Below are 25,268 nucleotides of genomic sequence, written 5' to 3' on the forward strand. Positions count from 1 at the left end.
GCCTTCATGGCGTCTTCCCGGCCGAGCACTCGGGACTTTCCGGGATCCAGAGCTCGCCACTCGGACGGTCACGGAGCTGCCTGTACTCTGCTGCGAGCTCCACACCTGCCTCGGGATCGAAGCCTCCCTCCACGATGACGCACCCGCGTCCATCAATCACAGCGCCGAGCCCCACGCCAAGGGCGGTGAGCGGGCGCTCGCGGTACGTGACCCCGTAGGTAACGTGGTGGTGGCCGTGAACGATGAGCGTTGCCCCCATTGCCTCTGCGAGGTCGTCGATGATGCGAAAGCCGTGGGGATGGCAGGACGGCGCCTCGTGCGTGATGAGCACATCGGCACGCTGATGCCATAGCGCCTCAACATCCTCGGGGAAAATCGCGGCGCGCGCCTTGCGTGGGAGCCCGCCGTTCCAGCGCTCCTGCATCGGCACCGTCGCCAGGTACTCCTCGCGTGTGCGGTAACGCGGTCGACCTTCATCCCGGAGCGGATGCCAGATCCGACCTAGGAAATGCCCCCCGAGGCCAGCAACCCGGAGATTGTCGATGGTCACCACGCCACCCGATAGGCAGCGGTGTGCCAACCCCGACCCGAAGAGATAGTCGTAGTGGTGCGCTCGGGTCACGTCGTGGTTGCCGTGAATCCACCACAGATCGGTAACCGCTGCCGCCTCATGCACCATGTCATCGAGGCTGGCCTCGAGCTCGAAATCCCCGAGCATGAACATGGCACGCGGGCGGTGTGACAACGCCGCGTGATTCAGCCCCGAAAAGTCCCCATGCGGATCACCAGCGAAGAACACCGTCTTCAGCAGCTCAGGGTCAACCGCCACTTCGCACTGTCCTCCATCCTGCCGGCGAGCCAATCAGGTAGTCTTGAAGTCCCAATGCCAGACTCCTCGTGGACGTTATCGAGCGGGCTCGAGAGCAGCGCCACCCACGCGCCAGACGATCCAGCAATACCCCTCGGCACCAGGCTCGAATTGCCAGTGCGCTCGCCACCGGCGTTAGCGCTGCGCGGTCATATCGGTCCGTGAGGGCTCGGCATTGGCGAGCACGACACTCAGGTCGGTCTTCCGCTTCTGTGCCCCCGCCTCGGAGCGGACCCGCTCAGCCTCGAGGCGAATCTCAAAGCCACAGGCTTCCGCGATTCTCTGTATCTGATCAAGGCCCGGGACGCGGCCGGCGTTGCCGCCCTCCAGGCGAGAGATCACAGTGCGGCTGGTCCCGACGCGCTCAGCCAGTTGCCTTTGCGTCAGGCCACTCGCCTCGCGCATCCTGAAGGCCAAGTGCCCGAGGTCGAGGGCCATCGACGCGCGGCGCATGGCGTCACGATTCTCCGGGCGCTCGGCGAGTTCATCGAGCAACCCACGCACCTCATCGGCCATCACCAGCCCCTCCCCGTGCAGCGCCTGGCTTGTGTGCCTTCGCTTCCTGACCGCGCCTGCGCTGCGTATGTGACGGATACCTCACCGGCGGCTCGGCGACGTGGCCCTCTACGTTACGGAGTAGCGTAGCACATTTGCGACATCAGCTCCTGCCGGCACGATCGTGGACCGCTAGCCAAACAGGGCCCAGCTGCTTCGCCTTTTGAATCTGAGAGGCGCTACTGCTAGGTGGCGGCCGCAAGACGTCGCCCGTACTTCGAGCTCCGGCGGGCCGAGGTCAGGGCGCTATTCCAGGCCTCAGTAGCGGACGAGGCTCGCCTCTCAGGGCAGCCGATATGTCCCGGGCTGAATTGACGGGTCGCGCTTGACGTTGTCGAGGGTCAGGCACGTGGCAGGGACTTGCACGGCCTCGGCTGCGGTGACCATGGATAGCATCAAGCTACCGGGGCTTTCACTACGCAGGGGGAAAGCCCAAACGCCCGCTGGGTATCCGTTTGGAGTTGGCCAGAATAGTCCTGCTGGCATGCAGGCAGCGACGCGCGCTCATCGCCTTGAGCCTGCTTTGCCCGTCAAACTCCCGGATTCCGGCGCTTAACGTGCGCGAGTGGCCAGCCACCTCAGTCAGTGCAGAAACGAGAAAAGATTGGCATTTCGCCCCATCCTGACAGGCGGTGCCGGATTATCTAGCTTTTAAGGTTCCGCAGACTATGCTTCATCAAACAGCGAAAAGCGCGGAGGCGGGCGATGAACGCGCCCAATTGGAGCCCTGCAAAGGAAGAGCGGTCGTGTATGCCTTTGGCGGGACTGCTCACCGCGCTACTGACTTTGGTCGCAACCCTGACCGCTGTGCCGGTAAGCTTTGCGCAGCCTGCGTCACTGTCCGGTCCGTTCGTCGAAATCGATTCCGACCGCACCATTATTCTGCAGCGTGAAAACGACCGCGCAAAGATCAGCGCTATTGTCCACCAATCGGACGAATTTTTTAACCGGGAAGCGGTCATTAAATTCGAGTCGAGCGCTCCGGACGCGGTCCGCCTTGAGCAGGTGGATGGTGAAAGCAACGCCGTTATGGCCATTGCAACGACGGACGACGTCACTTCTGCCACAATCACCGCGCGCAGCGAGGGCGCGGAACCGGCCGTAGCCACCGTTGCCATTGCGACGCTTGCCGAGGGAACACACCTCATCACGCACGAACAGGTCGTTCGCATAGAGGGTTCTGACCAGAACGACCCGCTGCTAGTCCTTGAGACTACCGCGGCGACTCGAGCCATCGCGAAGGACGACATTGTGGTGAGTGGCGATCGCCTGGGCCTTTTGAACCGTGTGGAAGCGGTATCCCTGGACGAACAGGACGAAACCATCACTCTAAGCCTCGAATCAACCGCGTTAACTGAGGCGTTTGAGGCGTTGGACGTGGAGGTAACGGCGCCGGAGAGAAGCTACATCGCGGAACTTTCGATGGAGGGCGGCGAGCAGAAACTGGGGGTGTACCCGGCTCGAACTGCCGATGGCGGCTCCTCTCCGCTGTTGCCAGTGGCACGCATAACTGAAAGTAACGCGCCAAAGTTCCATTGTGAGGTAGCACGTGCCGCGATGGAGCCAATTATCGACGCAGCTCAATTCAGGTTCCAGGCGAGCTTTGCGCCGCGCGCCGATGTGAAGATTGACGGCGGGGAGCTAAGGCGTTTCGAAGTTTCGGTGACGGGCAGCGCCGAACTGTGGGCCTTCACCGGAGCCATAGATTTTCCCCTGACTGCTGGGGGAACCGTGGTCTGCCGAGTGATTTCCGGAGGCCACCCACTGGCCTATCTTCCGATTGTTGGCCCGTTGGGACTCGCCCCAAACCTAACCCTGGAAATCGGCGTGGAATCCATGGTTCACCTTAGCGCGGGCAGAGTGACGGTATACGAGCGGGAGTTTTCCCAGGCGATGGACCTGACTATGGGGCTGGCCTGGGAGGCGTCAAGCGAATTCGTTACTACCCACAAGCAATCCATATCTGGTCCCGACCCAGAGCAAATGGATATTATTGATTACGAGCACGAAGACAACTTCACGCTGCGCGTCTCACCGTACGCCGGGGTAACCGTGGGCCTGCGGCCCGCCGTCGGCCCTTGGCTGCGGCTCGGGAGCCTAAATCTCGTCAACGGAGAAATCTCCGCCGGCGCCGGCATGGATGTAGGCCAAGGCTCTGATGCTGGTGTCTGCGGGGCTAACGACGCTAACGGCTGCGTAGCTGCCTGCGCGTCGGCGAGCCTGGATCCCCTGAAGGCCGAAGCGAGACGCATGATCGCGCTCTTGGAGCGGATCTCGCGACCGCCCGCTAATGCCCTCGCTCAATGGTTGGGCAAAGCCGATCTGGAACTGCTGTCTATCCACGACTTCATTGGAACCCAGGATCGCTGCAAGGAACCGTGGCGTGCCGCTGTAACCCACAGTGGTCGGCAGCACTCGGTCGCAGAGGCCGTACCAAGTGTTGACGTGCGAGCAGGAGGCCGGGCGAGCTGGGCATGGCCGCCGTAGTAGGCGCCGACCACACTATGGAACGTACCCGATCCTCAAAGCTGTGGCCAGAATTGAGCCGATCTGGAGTTGACCCGCATCGGTGGAAATCCGAGCCTTTGTGAAGCACTCGAAGTGCACCCCGCCACAGTCTAGCCCCCAATGCCCGGCAGCCTTCCGGGAGCAGATGACCGATCTTGTGCGCGCCGGGCGCGCGCCCGAGGAACTCGCCCAAGAGTTCGAGCCCTCGGCGCAGATGACCCGCAGCCGGGTGACCCAGGCCGACCGCGACAGCGGCCGGGGTTAATGACGGCCCGAACAGCGCCAAGCAGCTGGAACTGCGGCGCCTACGCCCTCAGGTCAAGCGGGCTGCGCGAGGGGCGGGAGATCTTGTCTGCTGTCAGTTAGTGGGCCACTGACAGGCGTGCCCGCTGCACCTATGGGTTGCTCGCACGGAAGTCGGTACGGGCCACAGGGAGGGGTGCGCTCCGGCCGATACGTATTCCTATCGGGCAAACGCGCCGCTCTCCTCATAGACAGCAGCGAGCTCGCTCATCGATGTCGCCAGCGCGGGATATAGCCCATCATAGATACGGGCCATACGTTGGTAGCGCTCGAGGTGCTGCTCGTCCGCGCTCGGCGATACGGCATCACCCTCGGAGCGCACCGTGGGCAACTGTGGGTCCGTGACGCTCTCGAACATTCCACCCGTTATGCCACCGAGCAACGCCGCGCCGAGCGCTGAAGCATCCGTGATATGCCCTCGGGAAAGCTCCATGCCGAGGGCATCCGCCTTAATCTGCAACCAGAAACGACTCTTGGTACCGCCGCCCACGCTGAGCATGCGCTGAGGGCGCCAGCCCCAGCACTCCTCGGCGCGTCGCACGATTTGCAGTATCCCGTACGCGGTGCCCTCAAACACGGCACGAACCAGGTCCGCGCGGTCGTTGCCCAAACGCAGGCCGATCCAAGCGCCGGAGGCGTTGGGATCCCAGAGAGGGCTACGCTCGCCGGCCAGGTAGGGCAGAAAGACAACGCCGTTCGCTCCCGGCTCGGACGACGCTGCCAGCTGCTCAAGCTCGGCGAGGTCATGCAACTCTGGCCAAACTTTGTCGTTAAGCCAGCCAAAAGCGCCACCTACGGTGGACATGGCACCGTGGGCCAGCCACAGGTTCGGGATGATGTGCTGGCGATTGAGGAACGCCGGGTCCAGGGTCGGCTCGTCCAGGCAAAAGGTAACCACGCCCGAGGTGCCGACGGACTCAAACGCCTTGTAGCCGCGGTTGATCCCAAGCGCGAAGGCGGCGGACGCGGTGTCCGCAGCGCCGATCGCGACCGGTGTGCCTGGCGCGAGCCCAGTCGACCGCGCCGCCGTTGCGCTCAGGCTCCCGACCCGCTGCTCGGGCGGGTGGATCGGCACCATGTGCCCCCGTGGCACGCCCACGGCCTCCAACAGCTCCGGGCACCAACCCCGTGCCGGCTCGCGCACTGAGAATAACCCCGAGTAGGACGCCTGAGTCGGATCTGTGGCTAGCTCACCCGTCAGCCGCGCCACGAGGAACGTATTGAGAAAGCCCACATGCCGCACCCGAGCCCAAGCCTCCGGCTCGTACTCCATCACCCAGCGCAGCGTCCCGGCCGAACAGGTGGAGGGGCTCATGCGATTACCGGTCGCCGCAAAGGCAGCCTCCTCGCCGCCGAGGCGCCTGACAAGCCTATGCATCATGCCGCTGGCACGGTTGTCCAGGTAAGTGATACTGGGGCGGACAGGTTCGAGCTGTGCGTCCAGCAGAACCGTTGTCGGGCAGGTGGTCGCTATGCCGATGCCGACCACCGGTCCGGCGTCCGCGCTCACCTCACGCAGCGCATCCGTTACCAGTTCCCAGTAGCGCTCAAGATCCAACTCCGCCCAGTGCAGGTGACTTGTAATCAGCGGCACGGGGCGCTGTGCCTTTGCATGCAGCTCGCCTGCCGGCGTGAACGCGCAGACCTTAACGGCACTTGTGCCGGCATCGATTCCGAGCAGAATTTCATTCATCGCGGATCGCCACCTTCACACCGTCCCCGCTCTCAGCAAGCTTCAGCGCCTCGCCGATGTCGTGTAGCCCGAGACGATGGGTGACCAGCTCGCCGGCAGCGATTACGCCGGCTTCGATCAGACGCAGCGAGCGCTCGTACTGCCGCCGGGTGAGGGCGCTCGCGCCGCTCACGCGAATCTCGTTGTAGTGGATGAGGTTCGGGTCCACCGCAGCGTTCTCCCCGGCCGTAAAACCGGCAAAGAGGTTCACGCGCCCCTGTTTGCGCACGAGCGCCAGCGCCTGGTTCACGAGCACCGGCAACCCGATGGCGACGATCACGACGTCGGCACCGAGCCCATCACAGCGCTCACGCACACTGGCGGCCAGGTCATCGGCGTTCGGGTCGACCACGGCGTCGGCGCCCAGGCTGGCGGCGAGCTCCCGGCGGCGGGCGTTCGGCTCGCTCACGATCACCTGGCGGGCGCCGGCGACGCGGGCTAGCTGCAGATGCATCAGCCCGATGGGCCCGGCCCCAAGCACCACGACGCTGTCGCCGAGCCCGACCTCGGCGTTCTCCTGGCCGTTCAGGCAGCATGCGAGCGGCTCTGCGAGCGCCGCCTGCTCCCAGGAGGTGCCGGGAGCCAGCTTGTACACGTTGCCCGAAGCGATGCCGGTGGCAGGGATGCGGACGTACTCCGCGAAAGCGCCGTCGTACTCGTATCCCATGGCGGTGCGATTGGCGCAGACATTCTCCCGGCCCTGCTTGCAGTACTCGCAGCGCAGGCATGGGATAACCGGGTCCATGGCGACGCCATCGCCCACCGCGAAGCCGGAGACTCCGCTACCCACGTCCACCACCTCACCGGCGAACTCGTGGCCGATGATGGAGGGCAGGCGCACGCCCTTGGTCTTTCGGCCGTGGAAGATGCGCAGGTCCGTGCCGCAGATGGTGGCGGCCCGCACCCTGAGTAGCAGCTCGCCGTCGCCGGCCTTCGGGGTCTCGACCTCCGCGTAGCGGATGTCTCCCGGCGCGTGGAATACGGCGGCATGCATCAGCGCGCCTCCTGGCCGCGGGCGACCTGCTCCTCGTAGATCTCGAGCGCCTCGGCCACGCTCGCCTCGTCGTGCATGAGTGCCGCGATGGCGCGGATGACCGCCGCGGGGTGATCGTGCTGCCAGACGAAGCGCCCGTAGGTAACCCCGGCGAGCCCCACGTCCAGCGCCTCGCGTGTCATGTTCAGGTAGTCCTCGAGATTCTCTCCCATCTCGCCGCCGGCAAGCGCGACGCGCGAGGGGCAGGCCTCCACCACCTTACGGAAGCTCTCCCCGGAGCCGGTCCAAAGCGTCTTGATGAGGTCGACGCCGAGCTCGGCGCCCGCGCGCGCAGCATAGGCCACGGCGTCGGCGGAGTTCGGGTCGTCCATGCGCGAGCCCTTGGGGTAGATGTGCGCCACCAGCGGCATGCCGGCGAGCGCGGCCTCACGGGAGATGCGCCCCAGGTTGGTGAGCTGGGTGGTCTGCTCCGGGCCGCCCACGATCATGCCAACGGAGATGGCATCCGCACCAAAGCGCACGGCCTCGTCCACGTCGGCGACGATGGCCTCCTCGTAAGGATGGAACTGCGTGGAGTACGCGCTCGCCTTGAAGATCATGGACACCTTGCCGGCGTGCGGCGGGAACACCTTCTCGGCGATGCCCTTGTGCATGGTCACCGCCTCCGGGCCGCCGGCGACGACCTCGTCGAGCACCCGGGCGATGTCCTCGATGCCGGGCAGCACGCCGCGGGTGATCGGATGGTCCACCGTGATGCCCAGCATGCGCCCGGACTTGGTGTTGAGAAGGCGGCTGAGACGAATCTGCTTGCCTACGAACATCGGTTTGCTCTCCCAATACAATGGATGGTGCGCCTGCGCTCCACGGCGGCAGCCCTCAGGCGCGCGCGGCCCCGTTAGCGGGAACCACTTCCAGCGCCCGATCGATCCAGCTGCGGTCCAGCCTGCCGTTGTCGATCTCCTCGGCCTGCTGGCGCTCCATCTCGACGACGCGCTCCGCGGCGGCCACGGTGGCCTCGGCGCGCCAACGCGGGACCACGACCACGCCATCGGCGTCGCCTACCAGGATGTCGCCGTCATCGACGGTAATCCCACCGATGTGCACCGTGCCGTGGATCTCTCCGGGGCCGCTCTTGTAAGGCCCGAGGTGGGATGCGCTGCGGGCGAACACGGGCAGAATGCCGGCGGAGAGCGCGTCGAAGTCGCGGATCGCGCCATCGAGCACAATGCCGGCGATCCCCCGCGAGCGGGCGTACCGGCACATGAGCTCGCCGAGAATCGCATTGGTTACCTCGCCGCGGGCATCGATCACCAGGATGTCGCCCGGTTGCGCCAGGTCGAGGGCCTTGTGCACCACGAGGTTGTCACCCGGGCGCGTGCGGACCGTCAGCGCCGGCCCGGCCATGGCCTTGAGCCCGAGCGCGGCGAGGCAGCCGCCCACCGGGTAGAGGCCGACGCTGCCGTGGCAGCGCTCCAGATTGTCGGAAACTGCCGGCGTATTCAGGCGCGAGAAGCGCTCGACCAGCGCTGGGTCGGGCCGCTCGGCGGCATCGAAAAGGGTCAGTCGATTCACTTTGTCACTCCATGTTCGTTTTCGGGGCCGGGCCGCGCAGTCGGCGTCAGGGACGCCGACAGCGGACTGCCGAGGGTCTCAAGCTGCGCCACGGTTTCCGCGGGCAGCGGGATGCCCCTCTCGCGACGCCGCTCGGCGGTGCGGCGCTCGATCTCCCCAGGCAGGAAAATCTCCTCCACGCCCGCCGCGCGGCGGGCGGACTTGATCTCCTCGATCATTTCGTCCATGCGGGCGCGGAACGTCTCCATGGGCAGGAACGCGCCCACGTCTGTGAGGTGTATGAAGGCGCCCACGTTCTGCGGCTGCTCCAGGTCCCGGTAGAGGTCTCCGATGCGGGGCCCGAAGCCAGCACCCGTCAGCACGCCAGCCATGATGTCCACCATCAGTGCGATGCCGTAGCCCTTGGGCCCACCAAAGGGCAGAACACTGCCCTCCAGCGCCGACTGCGCATCCGTGGTGGGCCGGCCCTCTCCGTCAATCGCCCAGCCCTCAGGAATCCGCTCCCCGCGCTCGGCGGCGAGAATGATCTTCCCGCGGGCGACCACGCTGGTCGCCATGTCGAGAATGACCGGGCGATAGCGCCCCGCCGGCACGGCGAAGGTGTACGGATTGGTGCCGAGGTACGGATCGACACCGCCCCAGGGGGCCATCGTCGACGGCGCGTTCGAGTACAGGAACGCAGCTGCGCCCGCATCCGCGGCACGCTCCGCGTAGTACGCACCGGAGCCGTAGTGGTTGGTATTGCGCACGCCCACCGTGACCGACCCATGCTGCGGCAACCGCTCGAGAGCAATGTCCAGCGCACGGCTAGCCACCACGGCACCCATGCCGTTATCGCCGTCCAGCAGCAGCGACGCCCCCCGGTCCTGCACGACGCGAATGTCCGGGCGAGCCGCGACCAGCCCACGCTGCAGGCGCTCCACATAGATTGTCATGCGGGTCACGCCATGGGAGTCGACGCCACGCAGATTGGCGTCCACCAGCGAGGCCGCCACGACCCCGGCATCTGCCGCCGGGAGGCCGTGGTGGGCGAGTATGGCGGAGCAATGCTCCTGCAGCGCCTCGGGCGTTACTACCAGGGCACTCATCGCTCCGCCCCCCTGCGGGCCGTTCGACCCGCGGGCCGGTTTCCCGCCCGCATCACAGACACTCCCGCATGATGGCCACGAGGTCCTCGCGCGTGGTGGCACGCGGATTGACCGGCACGTTGCCGGACTGAAGCCCCCCCTCGGCCATGCCTTCGAGGTCGGCTTCGCGCACGCCGTAGGCGGCAAGCGAGTTCGGCGCACCCACGTCGCGGATGAGCCGCTCCACGCTGCGCACACCCGCCTCCGCCGCGTCGCGCAGCGGCAGGTGACTGACCCGCTCGCCGAAGAGCTCCGCGATGTGCGCGAACTTCTCGAGGTTGGCCACCACGTTGAACCGCATAACCGGGGGCAGCAGGATGGCGATGACGTCCGCGTGGGGGATCTTGGCGTTCGCGCCGAGCGGCATGGCGAGTGCGTGCGCGAGGCCAAGGCGAGTCGGGTTGAAGGCCATGGCGGCCATGCTCGAGGCAAGCAGCATGTCGGCCCGGGCGGTGAGCGTGTCCCCCGCGAAGACCGCGGTGCGCAGAGAACGCCCGACCAGGGCGATGGCCCGCTCCGAGAGCGCCTCGGAGATCGGCTGCGTCGCCTTGTTGACGTAGGATTCGAGCGCGTGAGCCAGCGCATCGATGCCGGTGACCGCGGTTACCCGCGGCGGCAGGGTCACCGTGAGCTCGGGGTCACAGAGCGCGATGTCCGGGACCGTCAACGGGCTGCCGACGCCGTACTTGCGCCCCTTGTCTTTCTCGGAGATCACCGCCCAGATCGTCGCCTCGCTGCCGGTGCCGGCAGTGGTGGGAATGGCGATGAATGGCGCCCCCTTCTCCTTCACCACGCCGAGGCCGGCGTAGTCACGAATATGACCGGGGTTGGTGAGCATCGCCGAGACGGCCTTGCCCGTATCCAGGGCGCTGCCGCCGCCCACGGCCACGATCACGTCACAGCCCTCTGCGCGGTAGCGCTCGACGCTCGCCTCGACACCGCGTGCGTCCGGCTCCGATTCCACGTCGGAGAAGACCGTGTAGCCGATAGCACCGCGGTCCAGCGCCGTGGTCACCCGGTCGACCACCCCCGCGGCGATAAGCCCCGGATCGGTGATGACCAGGGCTTTGCTCCCCCCGAGGGAGCCTGCGAAGTCACCGAGCCGCGCGGTGAGCCCGATTCCGAATTCGAGCCGCGTGGGCAGCTCGTAGCTGAAAGGCCGGTGATAGTTCATTCAATCTCTCCGCAATGCCTGTGTGGGATCAGCCGCGATGCATCCGGTATACCGCCTTCAGCGTCGTGTAGAAGTCCGCGGCGGTATCCCCGATGCCGAATGCGCCCTGGCCGGACTGCTTCCAGCCACCGAAGGGGAGGTGACCCTCGCTGTTGGTGCCGTGGTTGACGTGCACCATCCCGGCCTCTGCCCGCCGGGTGAACGCATGGGCGAAGTCCATGTCGTCGGTGAAAACCGACGAGGTGAGCCCGTAGCGGACACTGTTGTGGACGCGAATGGCCTCTTCACGGTCGGCCACGGGAACGACCACCAGCACCGGCCCGAAGATCTCCTCGGTAGCGAGCGCGGATTCAGGCGACACGTCGGTGATCACGGTAGGCGCGTAGTAGTAGCCGTCTCCTTCCAGCGCGCGACCGCCGGTGAGAACCCTGCCCTCACCCTGCTGCGCGAGTGCGACGTAGTGCTGCACCTTGTCGAGCTGCTCCCGGCTCGCGAGAGGGCCCATTCCGGTCTCGGAGTCCAGGCCATGACCGACCTTTAGGGCCTCGGCCCTGGCGACCAGAGCCTGCTCCAGCGCCGCGCGCTCGGCTTGCGGCACGATGACGCGGCTGATCGCAGTGCAACGCTGCCCGGATACGGCAAAGGCTGCGGCTGCGATCTCCTTCGCCGCATGCTCTACGTCCCCGTAGCCCGCCACCACGGCACCGTTCTTGCCGCCCATCTCGAGCTGCACCTTCGCGTTGCGCTCGGCGGCAAGCACTCCGAGACGAATGCCGACGTCCGTGGAACCGGTGAACGTGATGCCGGCGATGGCGGGGTGGCGCACCAGGCGATCCCCGACGTCACGGCCAGCGCCGATCAGCAGGTTCGCGACCCCGGCAGGAAGCCCGGTTCGCTCCAGAAGCCGGAGGAGCAGCACGGCGGCGCCCGGTGCCTGCAGTGCGGGCTTCAGCACGACCGTGCAGCCACAGACCAGGCCCGGAATGAGCTTGCGGATGGGCGTGAGGATCGGGAAATTCCAGGGCGAGACGGCCGCCACCGGCCCTATGGGCTGGCGAATCGTGTAGGCCTCGGTGTGGGGCCGCGCACTCTCGAACGTGCGGTCGCCGAGGCGCAGCGCCTCGCCGGCCCAGAAGCGCATCTCGTCGATCGCCCGGTTGGCCTCGGAGCGGGATTCCGCAAGGGGCTTCCCCATCTCCCGAGTCACCGATTCGGCAATCTCGTCGACGTGCTCTCGCCACAGATCAATGAGCTTGTAAACGTAGCCCGCCCGGGTCGCCGCCGGTGTCCCTGCCCAGGCCGGGAATGCGGACGCCGCGGCGTCCACGGCCGCGTCCGCATCGTCCGCCGTTGCCAATCGGTAGCGCCGCGTAACCTGCTCCAGGTCACCCGGATCATGGATGCTGTGAGTCTCTCCACCAGCGAGCCAGTTACCGTTGACGTGGCTCGCCCAGGCGGGTTCGGCAATATCGTTCATATTGAAATGACCTCCTCGAATGCGGATGCGTCGGGGCCTGTTGCACACGCGACCGCTCGGACGGTGCCCGCTACATGAACAGGCGCACGGGGAACAGCGTGAGCGCCGGGAACGCCGCCAGCACGACCAGCCCGATGAGCATGACCACGTAAAAGGGCAAGGCCGCCTGCGTGATGCGCTCGACGCTGATCCCCGAGACCTGCGCCGTAGCGAACAGGCAAATGCCCACGGGTGGTGTCGATAGCCCCACGGCAAGCGCGGTGACCAGGAACACGACGAAATGGATCGGGTTGATGCCCACTGTCATTGCCGTGGGCATAAGCACCGGCGTGAGAATGAGGATCGCGGCGATGATGTCCATGAACATGCCGACGACCACCAGCACCACGCCCATCAGCAGGAGCACCATGGTGGGGTCCTGCGACAGTGAGAGGATGGCGTTGGTGACCTTCCCGGGCAGCCCGTCGACGGTGAACACGTAGGTCGCGACGGATGCACACATGGCGATGAACAGGATCGTACCGGTGGTCACGCCCGTATCGATGATCATCCGCGGGACTTCCCGCCAGTTCACCCGCCGGTAGATCAGGGCGCCCACGGCCAGTGCATACAGCACCGCCATGCCCGCCGCTTCCGTGGGCGTCATGATCCCACCGAAGATGCCACCGAGGATGATCACCGGGGCACCGAGCGCCGGTATGGCGATCAGCACGTGCCCAACCGCCTCGCGGAAACCCGTGGACACCACGTCGCCATAGCCACGGCGAAGTGCGAGCCAGTAGTTGAGCGCAATGAACATGACGGCGAAGACCACGGCCGGGCCAAGGCCGCCCGCCAGAGAAGCACCCACCGACTGCCCCGCGGCAGTCGCGGCGATGATCATGAGGATGCTCGGCGGCACCACGGACGCGAGGGTGGCAGTCACCATTGTCAGCGCCGCCGCATAGGGCTTCGGGTAGCGGCGCTCTTCCATGGCCTTGATCTCCAGCGGGCCGAGCCCGCTCACGTCGGCCACCGAGGATCCGGAGATGCCGCCGAAGATCATGCTGGCGATGATGTTCACCTGCCCCAGCCCACCCCGCCAGCGGCCGACCACGGAGTTCGCGGCGAAGAAGATGCGGTCGGAGACGCCCCCACGCCCCATCACGCTGCCGGCGAGGATGAACAGCGGCACAGCCACCAGCAGGAAGCTGTTCATGGAGCTGTACATCCGCTGCGCGATCAGCGAGAGCGGCAGGTCGAAGAGCACCAACGTGAGAATGGTCGCCAGCCCGAGGGAGATCGCCAGCGGAATCCCCACCAGGCTCAGGGCGAAAAAGGTGCCTAGCAGAACCCAGCTCATGAATCCGAGCCTCCGGTTTCCAGATAGCGGCGGGTCCGGCGGTCGAGATAGACCGACTCGAGCTGCGCCCATAGCGCGAGCGCCGCTCCGGTCACGACGGCGGCCGTGACCAAGTACATCCCGATGCCAAGCGCCGGCGAGGTTTCCCCGTTGCGGATCTGCTGCAGGACGAGCCGCAGGCCTGTGTAACCAAGCACTGCGAAGAAAAGACAGCCGGCCGCGAAATACACGTGCAGGGCCCAGGAGCGAACGCGTGCGGGAGCGAGCAGGAGCAGAATGGTGATCCTCGCGTGGCCCGCCGAACGCGTGCCCACCGCAAGCCCCAGGAACGTCGTCCAGATGAACAGGTACCGGGTCAGTTCCTCGGTCCAGGGCAACGAGATCGGTGCGAGGCGCGCCAGCACCTGTAGTGTTACGGTGATCAGCATTCCCGCGACGCCACAGAAGAGGAGCACTTCGATTACGCGCCACACCACCCCGAGTCTGCGGTGGGTCGGCAATTCGGCATCGACGCTCCCACCGCGAGCCTCACCGACGGAATCGCTGGACTCCCGCAAGGTGCCGGCCGTAGCGGCCGGCACCTCCGCGGGCGTGTTGCGCTTGCTGCGCACAGCCGTCATGCCTCAGTTCCGTCCGAGGTAATCCAGGGTGTCGGCCATGCACTGCTCGCCCACCAGGGACTCGAACCGCGGATAGAGCTCGAGGGCACGCTCCTGGAAGGCTTCGCGGGCCTCGGGTGTCAGTTCGTTGACCTCCATGCCTCGATCCTCGAGCTCGGCCACCATCCGCTCTTCCTCGCCGAGGTCATGCTCGAGCTTGAACCGGGCCGTGTCCTGAGCGGCCTGCCGCAGCGCCGACTGGGTTTCGTCGTCGAACTCCTCCCAGAGGTCCTGGTTGAATGCCAGGATGTAACCGTCGGCGATGTGTCCGGTGAGGGACAGGTAGTCCTGCACCTCGTAGAACTTGTTCGCCAGCGGCACTTCCACCGGGTTCTCCTGCCCATCGATCGTTCCGAGCTGCAGCGCGGTGTACACCTCGGTGAAGTCCATCGGGGTTGGATCCGCGCCCAGGGGGCCGAAGAACTCCACCCAGAGCTTGTTGTTCGGGACGCGCAGCGTCAGCCCCTCGAGATCCTCGGGCGATTCGATGGGACGCACGCTGTTCGTGACATGGCGGAACGTGCGGATCATCAGGGCCAGACCTTCAGTGTTCAGCCGGTCCATCGAGGCCAGTAGCTGCTGCCCGGGCTCGCCCTCGAGGTAGTCCACGAACTGGTCGTAATCGCTGAAGAGGTACGGCAGGCTGATGGCGTTCATGCACGGCTCAAAGGAGGCGTACACGGACGTCGAGAGAATCACGGCGTCGAGCGAGCCATTCTGAACCATGTTCACGGCGGCATTCTGGTCACCGCCGAACAGGACACCGTCAGCGAACACCTCGACCTCCACTTGGCCGTCGGTCGCTTCCGCCACCTGCTCTGCGAAGTGCTCTGCGGACATGCCAACCGCGGAACCAATCGGATCGCCCACGGCAAGACGTACGGTCTCCTGGCCCTGTGCGAGCGTCGCGACGCCGGAACATGCAAGGACGCCAGCGAACACGGCCGCACGCCGCAGGTAGTTTGCAGATTCAGTCATCTTCTCCTCCTCCGAGAATGTACTGTCTGAGTGATGGCCCCCATCGCGGAGGCAGCAAGGCTTGCTTCGAACTTGGTCGATCTTTCTTCCGGTCTTCACCTCCTTTCTGCGGCGGCGGCACTGACGGCATCCAACAAGTCGACAAACTTGTGCTGGACGTTCAGTAGGTGGGCATCGAGAGCGGCAACAGCCGCCGAAGCATCTCGCCGTGCAAGGGCACGGGTGATCTCGCGGTGTTCCTCCAGGCTCTCGGCGACACGGCTCTGGGCCCGGTATGAGATGAAGTGACGCACCCGGTCGATCTGCAGCTCAACGTAGCGGTACACCTCCTTGATCCGACTGTTGCCAGTCGCATTCACGATGGTGATGTGGAGCTCGCGATCACGGCTCAGGTATTCGGCCGTGGTTTCCGAGTCGAAGGGCTGCTCAAAACCATCGAAGAGGGCACAAAGCTCGTGGAGTCTCGAATCGCTCCAGTGCACGAGCTGACGAATGCCTGCCGCTTCGAGCACGCAGCGCAACTCGATGAGCTCCTCGACGTCGCGCCGCGTGAAGTCCGTCACGACCCAACCGATGCGTGATCGGCGCTTGACCAGCCCAACGGACTCAAGCTGATGGAAGGCTTCGCGGATCGGTGTGCGACTTACGTCAAGCTGGTGCGCTAGCGCCCGGTCGCTAAGCACCTGATTGGGCGGCAGAGCTCCCTCCACAATGGCTCGAACCAGGTGCTCGTAGACCTGCTCGCTGACCGAACGGACGCCAGGCGAGGAGAGGTTGAGAACGCTGTCATCCACAGTTGGTATACCACATACCGCTGGTGTTCAGTACGTGGTATACCAATCGCCCTGCGCGTTGTCCAACCTTGCATGGGGAAAACCGACGACCGGTCGCACGGGCTTACGGTGATCTAGGCCACGCCTTCCCGCCTAACCAGGGGATGGTGTGAACTCTCCCTCGCAGTTCTCGCGGCTGTGCCAGAGCATCGTTGAGCGGGTGGCGGCGCGCTTAAAGCGCCCCATCGAGGGGCACCGGCCGTACGTGTAGCTGATTGCGCCGCAGGTAAAGGCGCGCGAGGGCGGTCGCTTACGCGCCCCGCGCGTACCTGAGCTGGCGCATGGAGACGATACCGGCCAGCGGGCCGAGGGCCAGGATCGCGAAGGCGAAGCGCCAGCCGATGGACTCCGCGATCAGCGGGATGATCCAGATGGTGGGAATGGTCAGGATGAAGCCGATGGCGAGCTGCAGGGTGAGCGCGGTGCCCACGTAGTCCTGCCGCCCGAGCTCGGTCACCGCCGTGGAGAACTGGGCGGAGTCGGCCACCACCCAGAAGCCCCAGAGCAGACCGACGGCCAGAATCACCGGAATGGGGGCGGTCTGCAGCAGGCCGATGCCGAGCGCGCAGGCCCCGGAGATGGCCATCGCGATAATGGTCGCGCGCGCCCTGCCGAGCCGGTCGCCGAGCACGCCACCCAGCCAGCAGCCCAGGGCACCGATGCCGATGACGGCGAAGGTGCCGATGGCCGACCAGCGCCCGGCCTCGCCGACCCCCTGCAGGCTCAGCGTCTCGCCGAGGAACACCGAGAACCACGCCCACATGGCGTAGAGCTCCCACATGTGGCCGAAGTAGCCGAGGGAGGCGAACAGCACGCCGCGATCCGTGAATACCCGCCAGGCCATGCGCGGGTCGAACCGGCCCTTCGGAAACGGGAACGGGCCATCCCTGCCCACGACCTCCGCAAGCACGCCGCCGGCCACGGTCAGAAGGCTCGTCACCACGATCACCAGCTGCCACTGCAGCCCGCCCAGGCCGTTCACCAGATGCGGGGTGGCGGATCCCAGCGTGAGCGCCCCCACCATGATGCCGAGCGCCGTCCCCCGCTTGAAGCGGAACCACGTGGCCATGGCCTTCATGGCCGGCGGGTACACCCCCGCCAGGAACAGGCCGGTGAGCCCGCGCAGGGCGATGGCGACGGTGACATCCGGCGCAGTCAGCAGCAACGCATTGGTGGCCGCCGCCCCCGTCGCGCCGTAGAGCATCAGCCGCCGTGGGGGTACCAGATCGGCGATGTTGAGAATCGCCGATCCGAGCGCCCCGACGACGAAGCCGAGCTGAACGGCGATGGTCAGCCACGCCGCCTGCCCCGGCGTGATCGCCCAGACGGCCTCGAGCTGGGGCACCACGGCCGTGGCCGAGAACCAGGTGGTCATGCCGAAGAGCATGGCCGAGGCCAGCACCGCCAGACCCGCCCAGCAGCCCGGCGGATCCCTCGCCTCGTCCACCGTCGCGTCGGCCGTCCGTACCGCCGTCGACATGGCTAAACCGGGTCGAGCGGTGCCGTATAGGTAACAGCCTTGCCGGTCACGCAGACATCGCCGTGCTGGTTACGCACCTCGGTCTGGATGGTGCAGATGGGCTTGTCTGGCCGGGCCTCCACGACGCGTACCGTGCCCGTGATGGTGTCGCCCACGTAGACGGGCTTCTGGAACTTCCACTCCACGTTCAGGAACACCGACCCTGGCCCGGGCAGATCCTCGGCGACGACGGCGTTGAGGATCCCCGTGGTTACGCCACCCTGAACGATAAGTCCGCCGAACCGGGAGCCCTCGGCCGCGGCACGGTCAGTGTGCAGCGGATTGCGATCACCTGTCATGGCGCTGAACAGCTCGATGTCCGCCAGGGTGACGGCCTTGCTGCGCTCGGCGACGGCCCCATCGGCCGGACGGCCGTGGCGTACGCCCGCCCAACCGTCACCCGATTTGTCCTGCCTGGCGGTGGTGTCCTGACTCATGAGTTCACTCTCTCTATGACGATGGCGAAGCCCTGGCCGCCGCCGCCGCAAAGCGTGGCGACGCCATAGCGCCCCTCGCGCTGGTGCAGGGCGTGGGCCAGGGTGAGAAGCAGGCGGAAACCCGTGCCGCCAAGGGGATGACCCAGGGCGATGGCACCGCCGTTGACGTTGACGATATCGATGGGGATATCCAGCGCATCGGCGCTGGCGATGACGACGCCGGCGAAGGCCTCGTTGATCTCGAAGAGGTCGATGTCCGTGGTCCTCAGCCCGGCGCGCTCCAGGGCCGCCCGCGTGGCGTTGGCCGGCTTGAGGTGCAGTGTGTTGTCCGGCCCGGCGGTCTCGGCACAGGCCAGTATCCGGGCGAGGGGCCGGCGCCCGAGGCGCTCAGCGGTGGCCATGGACGTCACCGCCCCCACCGAGGCACCGTCGCTCATCTGCGAGGCGTTGCCGGCCGTGATCGTGCCCTCGGCGGCAAAGGCCGGCCGCAGGCGGGCAAGCCCCTCTGCTGTGCTGTCCCGTCGAATGCCCTCGTCGGCCGCCAGCGAACCACCGGCCACCTCGATGGGCGTGATCTCGGCGCTCAGCCGGCCAGCGTCGGTGGCCTCGGCGGCAAGCTCATGGGAACGCGCCGCGACTTGGTCCTGGCGCTCCCGGGTGACGCCAAGCTCGGTGTTGGCGCGCTCGGAGAGCTCGCCCATGCCTTCGTCCCCGAGCGAACACCACAGGCCGTCCATGACCATGGTGTCGGTGAGCTCCACCGGGCCGGGCTTGCGCAGCCCCGGACGAATCACAGCGGCATGGGGTGCCCGGCTCATGGAATCACCGCCACCCACCAGGTAGGCACCGCCTTCCTCCAGGCGGATGCGGCGCACGGCATCGCTTACGGCCGAGAGTCCCGCGATGCAGACGCTGTTCACCGTAGTCGCCGGCACCTGCCAGTCCACCCCGGCGTCCGCGGCCGCGAGGCGGGCGGGATTCTGCCCCTGGGCAGCCTGGACCACCTGACCCAGGATCACGCCGTCGGGGCGCGCGAGCTCGGGATTGCGCCGTATGAGCGCCCGCAGCGCGTGGCTGATCAAGGCGCGCGACCCATGGTCCTGCAACGCTCCGCGGTACTTGCCAAAGGGCGTACGCAGGCCATCGAGCAGCACGGGGGTGGTGGCGCCACTCATTGCTGGGCCTCCTTCGCGCCGGCAGGCGCGAACGTCGGCAGAGTGAGATTCTCGCGCTCGGTCCAGCGCAGGCGGACCGGCATCCCCACCTCCACGGCATCCGGGTGGCAGTCCACCACGTTGGAGAGCATGCGCGGGCCCTCGGCGAGGTCGATGAGCGCGACGACGTAGGGAACGTCCTCGAGGAATGCAGGGTGGCCGGGCTTGTGGACGATGATGCGCGCGGCCACGGTTCCTTCGCCGCTGGCATCACGCCAGCTCAGCGCGTCCGACCAGCAGTACGGGCAGCGTGCGCGCGGGTAGAACACCCAGCGCTGGCAATCGTCGCAGTACTGAAGGGTCAGCCGGTGGTTCCGGGCATTCTCCCAGAACGGCGCGGAGACCGGACTCGCGTTGGGCCCGGGTTTGGGCATGGCCTTGTCAGTCATCGCGTCTCCTCCCGATGCAGCACCAGCGCCGTCGCCTCGCTCATGGTGGCGCCGTTGCCGGTGACCAGCGCCCACTCGCAGTCCGCCACCTGGCGGCCCTCGACGTCGCCGCGAAGCTGGCGCACCGCCTCGATGATGTGGGACATGCCGCCGGCGAGATCCGCCTGGCCGCAGGCGATCTGACCGCCGTGGGTATTCATGGGCCGGTCGCCGGACCAGGTGAGGTCATGCTCGAGCAGCCACGGGCCGACCTGGCCCTTCGGGCAGATACCGGCGTCCTCGATGGTCACGGCCGCCATGATGCTGTAGCAGTCGTACAGCGAGAGCAGGTCCATCTCCCCGGGGCCGACACCAGCCTGCGCATAGGCGTTGTCGATGGCGGACTTCAGCGGCCCGGTCGTGAGATCCGGCGCGCAGGAGATGGCCCGGTGGGTGACCTTTTCGCCGGCCCCGGCCAGGACCACTGGCGCCTGGCGCAGGGTCCTTGCCCGCTCGGTGGTGGTCACCACGAAGGCCGCACCGCCGGCGCAGGGCATCACGCACTCGTAGAGGTGCAGCGGGTCCATGACCATGGGCGAGTCCAGCACGTCCTGCACGGTCAGCGGCTGCCCGTGGAAGACCGCCGCCGGGTTGCGCTGGGCATTCTCGCGCTGGGCCACCACCAGGTGCGCAAGCTGCTCGCTGGTGGTGCCGTACTCGGCCATGTGCCGGTTGGCGATCAGGGCGTAGGCGGTGTTGGCCCCCGAGGCCCCGAAGGGCACGTCGAACTCGCGAATGGGGTTGCGGTTCGGCGAGCGGGGCGGGTTCTCCTCACGGGTGTTGGCGAGCACGCAGAGCACCGTCTCGCACATGCCCGACTGGATGGCCGCGGCCGCCCGCCAGGCCATGCCCGCCCCCGAGGCACCGCCGAGGTCGACGACATTGGACATGGTCGGCTGCAGCCCCAGGTACTCGGCCACGGTCGCCGGCACGTGCTGGGGCGTCTCGCCAACCTGAGGGCCCACGAGCAGACCGTCTATGGCCGCCGGCTCGAGCCCGGCATCGGCAACGGCCTGCGCGGAGACTTCCGCGATCATTCCAAGAGTGGTGGCGCCGCGCGTACGGCGCACGGGCGGCAGCTCGGCGATGCCGGCGATCGCGGTCTGCCATTTCATGACGCCGCCCTCCCGGACTCGCACTCGAACGCCTCGAGACTCTCGGGATTGGAGAGCGAGCCTTTGTTCTGGACGGTGCGGCCGGTGAGGATCTGCAGCACCGCCTTCTCGACCTTCTTGCCGCTCAAGGTGTAGGGGACGTCCGGCACGCTCATGATCCGACGGGGCACGTGGCGGGGTGAGGCCTCGCTCTTCAGGCGCTGGCGGATGCGCTGCTCGAGCTCATCGTCCAGCGTGACCCCCTCGGCAGTGACCACATACAGCCACACCTCCTGGTCATCCTCGGTCGGGTAGCCGATGACCAGCGAGTCGCGGACCTCGTCCAGGGCCTCCACCACCCGGTAGATCTCGGCCGTACCGATGCGCACGCCGCCGGGCTTGAGCAGGGTGTCGGTGCGGCCCGTGATCACCAGGCCACCGGAGAGTCGCCACTCCGCGAGATCGCCGTGGGTCCAGATCTCCTTGCGGTCACCGAAATAGGTGTCGAGATAGCGCTGGTAGCCGCCCTCGCCCCAGAAGGTCAGCGGCATGGAGGGGAACGGCTCGGTGCAGACGAGGTCGTGCTTGCGCCCGAGCACCGGCGCATTGCGTTCGTCCATGACGTTCACCGCCATACCCAGGGCGGGGCACTGGATCTCCCCGGAGCGCACCGGCAGGGTCGGATTGCCCATGACGAAGCAGCCCAGGATCTCGGTTCCGCCGGAGATGGAGGCGAGACACAGGTCCGGCTTGACCTCGGAGTACACCCACTCGAAGTGCTCCTCGGTGAGCGGCGCCCCGGCGGACATGATCATGCGCAGGGGGCTGAGGTCGTGATGCTCGCCCGGCGAGTACCCCTCACGCTGAACCAGTGACAGATACTTCGGGCTGGTGCCGAAGTGGGTGACGCCGGTCGCCTCGGCGATGCGCCAGAGCACCCCCGCGTCCAGGCCGGCCCCGGTCTTCGGCAGCGGCGAGCCGTCGTAGAGCACGACGGCCGCGCCGCTGGCGCGCGCCGAGATCAGCCAGTGGTACATCATCCACGCGGTGTTCGTGTAATAGAACATCCGGTCCCCGGGCTTCACGTCGCAGTGGAGCATGTGCTCCTTGCGGTGGGTCAGCAGGGTGCCGCCCGCGCTGTGGACGATGCATTTCGGAAGCCCGGTGGTGCCGGAGGTGTAGATAATGTAGAGCGCCTGGTCGAAGGGCACGTGCACGTAGTGAGGCACCTGCCTGCCGTCTGAATCGAAGGCCTCCAGCCACAGGTGGTTGCACGGCAACTCCGGGAGCGGCTCCTCGGCACCGGTAAGCAGCAAATGTTCGAGGCCGTCGATCCTGCCTGCCACCTCGGCCAGCCGCTCGCGGATGTCGTGAACCTTGCCGTTGTAGAGATAGCCCGGTGCCGCCACGAGCACCTTCGGGGCGATCTGACCGAAGCGGTCCAGTATCCCGGAGACGCCGAACTCCGGGGCACAGGCGGACCAGATGCCTCCTATTGAGGCGGTCGCGAGCAGCATGACCAGGGCGTCGGCATTATTCGGCACCAATCCGGCGACGCGGTCACCGGACTGCACACCCAGGGACTCGAGTGCGGCCTGGGCGTGAGCTACGCGCTGGCGCAGCTCTGCCAGATCGATCTCACGGTGGACGCCATGCTCGTCGGTCTCGATGACCGCGACCTCGTCGGGGTCGCCGGCGAGCATGTTCTCGGCGTAGTTCAGCTGCGCGTCGGGGAAGAACTGGGCGCTGGTCATGCGAGCGTCGTCCCTGACGCTCAGCACCCGGTGATTACCCGAGCCGATGATCCCGGCGAAATTCCAGAACGCACCCCAGAATCCCTCGAGGTCCGAGACGGAGAAGCGATGCAGCTTCTCGTAGGGTGCGTTCTCGAGGCCCACGGCACGGGCGAAGCGGGTCATCTCCGCCTTGGCTACCGTGTCCCTAGACGGCTGCCAGAGGATTTCCGGCTCTTTCTGTTGGGTCATCATGATCTCGTCCTCTCCCTGGAGGCCTTAGAGGAACATCGGGGGCAGCAGCGTGACGCCGACACCGAAGATCACGAAGGCCACCAGCATCATCACTGCCGTGTAGCCGAGGATCTCCCGGGCCTTGAGGGCGGTGATGCCGAGCAGCGGCAACATCCACATCGGCTGGATGCCGTTGGTGAGCTGGTCGCCGTAGCTGAAGGCCATCACGGTCAGGCCGAGGTCGACATTGAGCTGGCGCGCGGCCTCGATCAGGACGGGACCCTGCACGGCCCACTGCCCACCGGCCGAGGGCACGAACAGGTTCACGACGCCCGCACTGAGCAGCGCCGCGAGCGGGAAGGTGCCGGCGGTGGAGACGGAGACCATCCAGTCAGCGAACACCGTCACCAGGCCGGAGCTCGCCATCATGCCCATGATCCCGGCGTAGAAAGGGAACTGCAGGACGATCTGCCCGCAGGCCCGGATACCCTCATCGATGGCGTAGACGTACGCGATGGGCGTCTTGTAGGCGATCAACCCCAGGATCAGCAGGGTGAAGTTCATGATGTTGAGGTTGAGATCGAAGCCGTTGGTGGCGAAGTGATACCCGATGTAGCCAATGCCAGCGACGGCGATGATCCAGGTCAGCAGCCGGGAGTTCTCAAGGCGCTCCGCGAGGCTCATATCGGATTTCGCCACCGCCTCCATACCCGCGGTTATGGCTGCGGCGCCCCCGGGGCCAGGCTCAGGCAGATCGGAATCATCCTTGCCCGGGCTTGAGCCGGCGGTGTCCGACTGCCCGCTGCGGGCCTGCCGGTTCGACGAGGTCTCCCCCCCGGTCTGCTTCTCCTCGTCCGGCACCTCCTCGATCTCGGACTTCGACGGATGCATGTTCCGGTAGACGAATGGGATGATCAGCAGGAAGGCAGTGATCACGATCAGGTTATAGGGCGAGAGAATGGTCTCGGTGACCGGGATCTTGCCCATCTGCTCCTGCAGGAAGTGGCCCTCGGTGTTGACCAGCAGCGGAGCGGAAGCGGAAAAACCGCAATTGAAGATGATCAGGCCGGAGAAGCCGGCGGCTGCGGTCAGCGGGTAATGCACCTTGATGCCACGCCTCTTGGCCTGCTGGCAGACCTCGCGGGTGGCAATGGCGCCGACGATGAGCCCGAGGCCCCAGCTGATGAAGCCGAAGATCACCGCGAGCGCGGTCACCAGCATCACGGCCTGGCCGGCGTTACGCGGCACGCTTGCAACCCTGGAGATCACCGCCCGCACTGGTGGCGAGGAGGCCAGCACGTAGCCGAAGAGCAGGATGGCGACCATCTGCATGGAGAAGGTCAGCAGGTTCCAGAAGCCGTCATACCAGTGCCCGACCATCTCGAACGGACCGGAATCGGTCAGCCCGATTCCCAGCAGGTAGACCACGGCGGAGAGGATGATGGCGAATACGAACGGATTGGGGATGATCCGTCGCGAGATGCGCGCGGAAATCGCGCCTGCGGTCTGAAGCATTGTTATCTCCTCCATATCTCTCTCGGAAAGCGAGCGTGCTTCCGAGCGGACGGCCCCTGGCATCTGGCGTGCCGGGTGCGGGGTCGGCATCTATCTAACGTTTTATGAACCGACCGGTCCATACACTAGCAAGGAGATCACGGGCGTCAAGGTATGCTTGCCACGCGCCCGATAGGCGGAGTGTCCTGGGGAGCTAGTCGGGCATCGGTTTCAGAGGAGCGCAGACACCGAGGGGCAAACCACTGAAGGCCGGAGGCGCGCTGGTACGCAGGCTTTGGGGAACCTGGCGGCGGCCAGGCAATGAGGCTGTGAGGGACCTGCGGGACCTCGGATTACGTCAGCGGCCGCTGAAGCAGGCCGTTGAGGAACAGGTCGACAAAGGCGTCCGCAACCTCCTCCGGGCTGCGGGGCCCGTCAGGCCGGAACCACAGGTAGCTATAGTGGTGCATACCAAGCAGCGCCTTGACGGCCACGGCGCTTGAGGTGCGGAAAACCCCATCCCGCACGCCGACCTCCAGGACGTCCGTCCACACTTGCTCGTAGCGACGGTGGAGGTCCATCAACTCACCGCGGCGCGACTCCCCGATCGCGTGCACCTCGCGGAAGCAGACCGTGAGTTCGGGCAGATCGCGGGCGATGGTGCGCATGACGCCGCGCGATAGCAGGCGCAGGCGCTCCTCGGCGCCCATGTCCCGGCTCATGAGGTCGTTGCCGTAGTCGATCAGCTCACGCAGGTAGCGCGTGACGATCTCGAACAGCATCTCTTCCTTGCTGGAGAACTGGTAATACAGCGAGCTGCGGCCGAGGCCAGTAGCCTTCTCCAGCTCCTTCATGCCGGTGGCGTGATAGCCGTTAGCGGCGAAGAGCTCCGCGGCGACTCGCAGCAGCCGCTCTCTCGTATCAGCATCGCTCCGTTGCCGGCCTTGGGCCTTACCCATACGGGTCACCTATTGCGCATCAAACACAGTCAGC

General features: G+C 66.3%; 22 protein-coding genes. 1 reads left to right on the forward strand and 21 read right to left on the reverse strand.

The genetic code is table 11. The features are described 5' to 3' along the window. Positions 1-4: 4 nt before the first annotated feature. Both LMH63_RS19065 and LMH63_RS19070 read right to left on the reverse strand, forming a co-directional pair. Positions 5-829, reverse strand: a complete 825-nt coding sequence (locus LMH63_RS19065; protein WP_158280454.1) for a metallophosphoesterase family protein — start codon at positions 827-829, stop codon at positions 5-7. Between the two features lie 174 nt (positions 830-1,003). Beyond that, complete coding sequence (locus LMH63_RS19070) at positions 1,004-1,384, reverse strand: helix-turn-helix transcriptional regulator (RefSeq protein WP_109679831.1); 381 nt, start codon at positions 1,382-1,384, stop codon at positions 1,004-1,006. Between the two features lie 744 nt (positions 1,385-2,128). Between LMH63_RS19070 and LMH63_RS19075 the strand changes: the two genes are divergently transcribed. Then, positions 2,129-3,910 (forward strand): hypothetical protein, encoded by a 1,782-nt coding sequence (locus LMH63_RS19075; protein WP_146205270.1) that lies wholly within the window; start codon positions 2,129-2,131, stop codon positions 3,908-3,910. A gap of 484 nt (positions 3,911-4,394) precedes the next feature. On the opposite strand, the gene LMH63_RS19080 is transcribed toward LMH63_RS19075, so the two are convergent. From LMH63_RS19080 to LMH63_RS19170, 19 genes are all read right to left on the reverse strand, one after another. Then, positions 4,395-5,927 (reverse strand): xylulokinase, encoded by a 1,533-nt coding sequence (locus tag LMH63_RS19080; RefSeq protein ID WP_109679833.1) that lies wholly within the window; start codon positions 5,925-5,927, stop codon positions 4,395-4,397. After that, complete coding sequence (locus LMH63_RS19085) at positions 5,920-6,960, reverse strand: zinc-dependent dehydrogenase (RefSeq protein WP_109679834.1); 1,041 nt, start codon at positions 6,958-6,960, stop codon at positions 5,920-5,922. The genes LMH63_RS19080 and LMH63_RS19085 overlap by 8 nt, the downstream gene beginning before the upstream one ends. After that, positions 6,960-7,781 carry a class I fructose-bisphosphate aldolase gene (locus LMH63_RS19090; protein ID WP_109679835.1) on the reverse strand — a complete coding sequence of 274 codons (822 nt, stop codon included), beginning with the start codon at positions 7,779-7,781 and terminating at the stop codon, positions 6,960-6,962. The genes LMH63_RS19085 and LMH63_RS19090 overlap by 1 nt, the downstream gene beginning before the upstream one ends. A 55-nt stretch (positions 7,782-7,836) precedes the next feature. Further along, entirely contained in the window at positions 7,837-8,532 is a 696-nt protein-coding gene (locus LMH63_RS19095) for an RraA family protein (RefSeq protein WP_109679836.1), read from the reverse strand. Then, a complete protein-coding gene (locus LMH63_RS19100; RefSeq protein ID WP_109679837.1) occupies positions 8,529-9,620 on the reverse strand; it encodes an Ldh family oxidoreductase in 1,092 nt (363 codons plus the stop codon). The genes LMH63_RS19095 and LMH63_RS19100 overlap by 4 nt, the downstream gene beginning before the upstream one ends. Before the next feature lie 52 nt (positions 9,621-9,672). Further along, the gene (locus LMH63_RS19105) at positions 9,673-10,833 is read right to left on the reverse strand and encodes an iron-containing alcohol dehydrogenase (RefSeq protein WP_109679838.1); all 1,161 of its coding nucleotides are present in this window, start codon (positions 10,831-10,833) and stop codon (positions 9,673-9,675) included. Between the two features lie 28 nt (positions 10,834-10,861). Continuing rightward, the gene (locus LMH63_RS19110; RefSeq protein WP_109679839.1) at positions 10,862-12,310 is read right to left on the reverse strand and encodes an aldehyde dehydrogenase family protein; all 1,449 of its coding nucleotides are present in this window, start codon (positions 12,308-12,310) and stop codon (positions 10,862-10,864) included. Positions 12,311-12,380: 70 nt separating this feature from the next. Next, positions 12,381-13,652, reverse strand: coding sequence for a TRAP transporter large permease (locus tag LMH63_RS19115; RefSeq protein ID WP_109679840.1), 1,272 nt, complete (start codon positions 13,650-13,652; stop codon positions 12,381-12,383). Further along, a complete protein-coding gene (locus LMH63_RS19120) occupies positions 13,649-14,272 on the reverse strand; it encodes a TRAP transporter small permease (protein ID WP_109679841.1) in 624 nt (207 codons plus the stop codon). The genes LMH63_RS19115 and LMH63_RS19120 overlap by 4 nt, the downstream gene beginning before the upstream one ends. Before the next feature lie 3 nt (positions 14,273-14,275). Next, a complete protein-coding gene (locus LMH63_RS19125; RefSeq protein WP_109679842.1) occupies positions 14,276-15,289 on the reverse strand; it encodes a DctP family TRAP transporter solute-binding subunit in 1,014 nt (337 codons plus the stop codon). Between the two features lie 95 nt (positions 15,290-15,384). Further along, a complete protein-coding gene (locus LMH63_RS19130) occupies positions 15,385-16,083 on the reverse strand; it encodes a GntR family transcriptional regulator (RefSeq protein ID WP_109679843.1) in 699 nt (232 codons plus the stop codon). Between the two features lie 289 nt (positions 16,084-16,372). Further along, positions 16,373-17,602 (reverse strand): MFS transporter, encoded by a 1,230-nt coding sequence (locus LMH63_RS19135; RefSeq protein ID WP_109679844.1) that lies wholly within the window; start codon positions 17,600-17,602, stop codon positions 16,373-16,375. A gap of 2 nt (positions 17,603-17,604) precedes the next feature. Then, entirely contained in the window at positions 17,605-18,078 is a 474-nt protein-coding gene (locus tag LMH63_RS19140) for a MaoC family dehydratase (RefSeq protein WP_109679845.1), read from the reverse strand. Next, entirely contained in the window at positions 18,075-19,253 is a 1,179-nt protein-coding gene (locus LMH63_RS19145; RefSeq protein ID WP_109679846.1) for a thiolase family protein, read from the reverse strand. Before LMH63_RS19145 ends, LMH63_RS19140 begins: the two co-directional genes overlap by 4 nt. Continuing rightward, a complete protein-coding gene (locus LMH63_RS19150; RefSeq protein ID WP_109679847.1) occupies positions 19,250-19,681 on the reverse strand; it encodes a Zn-ribbon domain-containing OB-fold protein in 432 nt (143 codons plus the stop codon). Before LMH63_RS19150 ends, LMH63_RS19145 begins: the two co-directional genes overlap by 4 nt. Then, positions 19,678-20,835: a thiolase family protein gene (locus LMH63_RS19155; RefSeq protein WP_109679848.1), complete on the reverse strand. Its 1,158-nt coding sequence runs from the start codon at positions 20,833-20,835 to the stop codon at positions 19,678-19,680. The genes LMH63_RS19150 and LMH63_RS19155 overlap by 4 nt, the downstream gene beginning before the upstream one ends. Then, positions 20,832-22,799 (reverse strand): acetoacetate--CoA ligase, encoded by a 1,968-nt coding sequence (locus tag LMH63_RS19160; RefSeq protein WP_109679853.1) that lies wholly within the window; start codon positions 22,797-22,799, stop codon positions 20,832-20,834. The genes LMH63_RS19155 and LMH63_RS19160 overlap by 4 nt, the downstream gene beginning before the upstream one ends. Positions 22,800-22,826: 27 nt before the next feature. Next, entirely contained in the window at positions 22,827-24,296 is a 1,470-nt protein-coding gene (locus LMH63_RS19165) for a short-chain fatty acid transporter (RefSeq protein ID WP_109679849.1), read from the reverse strand. Between the two features lie 332 nt (positions 24,297-24,628). Next, positions 24,629-25,234: a TetR/AcrR family transcriptional regulator gene (locus LMH63_RS19170; RefSeq protein WP_109679850.1), complete on the reverse strand. Its 606-nt coding sequence runs from the start codon at positions 25,232-25,234 to the stop codon at positions 24,629-24,631. Positions 25,235-25,268: the final 34 nt, after the last annotated feature.

This window comes from Spiribacter halobius (assembly GCF_020883455.1).
Taxonomy (GTDB): Bacteria; Pseudomonadota; Gammaproteobacteria; order Nitrococcales; family Nitrococcaceae; genus Sediminicurvatus; species Sediminicurvatus halobius.